The sequence below is a fragment of the Hyphobacterium sp. genome, from assembly GCF_965228115.1.
GTDB lineage: Bacteria > Pseudomonadota > Alphaproteobacteria > Caulobacterales > Maricaulaceae > Hyphobacterium.
This window is the reverse complement of the sequence record NZ_CBDDHC010000005.1, coordinates 1-1,278: the sequence shown is the minus strand read 5'-3', so window position 1 is coordinate 1,278 and position 1,278 is coordinate 1. Positions and strand designations below refer to the sequence as shown.

Below are 1,278 nucleotides of genomic sequence, written 5' to 3'. Positions count from 1 at the left end.
ATCGCCGTTGATGCGTTATTGCCGATCGCAATCGAGCGTGTGTTTGTAACCGTTGCATTGAAACCAATTGCAACAACGCCCTGCTGGGTTGCTTCCGCACTGGCCCCGATGGCAATCGCACCTGTGGCCGACGCAACTGTGTGACTGAAATTGGCGGTATTGCCTTGCCGCGTGCCGATCGCGATCGCGCTATCGCCGGACGCCAGGCTGTCATAGCCCAGAGAAATCCCGCCGCTTGCAGTGCTCTCAGCTGTCAGGCCGAGGGAAATTGCGCGTGTGTTTGTGCCAACATCGCCGCCACATTCCATGTTTGTCGATGGGGTGTCGGTTGCGCTGCAAGTGATTGATCCGGCAAATGGCTGATCAATTCCTTCATAGGCCGCCAGGCTGAAAACCGGTCTTGCCTGGCGCGGCTGGGTTTCTCCGACCGGCGCATTTGAGTGTGTCCATTCATTGCCCCTCAATCGCAATGTCTCCGACCGGGCAAGGGTCAGGGAAATATCCGCCACGGGCGATGTGACATTATTTGCAACCGCGTTCAGCCCATCCGTCAGGGCGAGATACCAATCGAGCACGCCACTTTCGCTCGCGCGCTCCAGCGATGCATCAGCATAGGCGCTGGAAGCCAGCAGCATGACGGCAAGCGCGGATGAACCCGCCAGATTTTTTTTGAATGTCATATGCCCACAAGCGTTCGCGGTCCGTGCGCCACACCTTTTGTCCGCTCTTTCCAGACACCCGGCACAGCGCGGGTCAATGACCGTCCGACAACACTCCCCTCATGAATTCGAAAGAAAAGCCAGATCGCCGCCGAAGGGCCGCTGGCGGCGGCCTTGCCATCGGAAACGAGTGAAAACGGGCCGCTGGCTGAGCTTTGGCAAATCGAGCGAGATCGAGAGGTTCGCCTGACGGTCTGCCAGATTAAAATCCAGCAAACGTCCAGAGCACGCACCGATGATCGCTTGATATGCCCTCATACAACTCCCCCGTTAATACTTTCGAAGGAATAGTTAATCGAGTCAAAGAAAAATTGACCGCAATGTCCGAGAGGACAATCAAGTCAATGAAAATCAGAATATGATATTTTTTCGAACAATGAGCGTTAAACTTATATATTCAATACGAAAATGCGGACTTCAGCGACAACGCGAGAGTATATAAGTTCAGTATTCTCATATATTCTCTTTAGCAATTTTGCGACTTAAAGTATATTTGGTTCGGGTCTACCCTGGCCTTTGGTCGGTGATTGTTAAGTCATGACCAAAGCGTCAGGGCGAT

1 protein-coding gene and 1 pseudogene are annotated in these 1,278 nt (G+C 53.3%); both read right to left on the bottom strand.

Annotated features, from left to right (window positions below):
- A pseudogene (locus tag ACO079_RS00085) lies at window positions 1-680 on the bottom strand (hypothetical protein); the annotation flags it as partial.
- Window positions 681-779: 99 nt separating this feature from the next.
- Window positions 780-977, bottom strand: a complete 198-nt coding sequence (locus tag ACO079_RS00080; RefSeq protein WP_421788855.1) for a hypothetical protein — start codon at window positions 975-977, stop codon at window positions 780-782.
- Between the last annotated feature and the right edge of the window lie 301 nt (window positions 978-1,278).

Bases quoted from the DNA above. Each gene is read 5' to 3' on its own strand.
- ACO079_RS00080 (WP_421788855.1), bottom strand. From the start codon at position 977: ATGAGGGCATATCAAGCGATCATCGGTGCGTGCTCTGGACGTTTGCTG.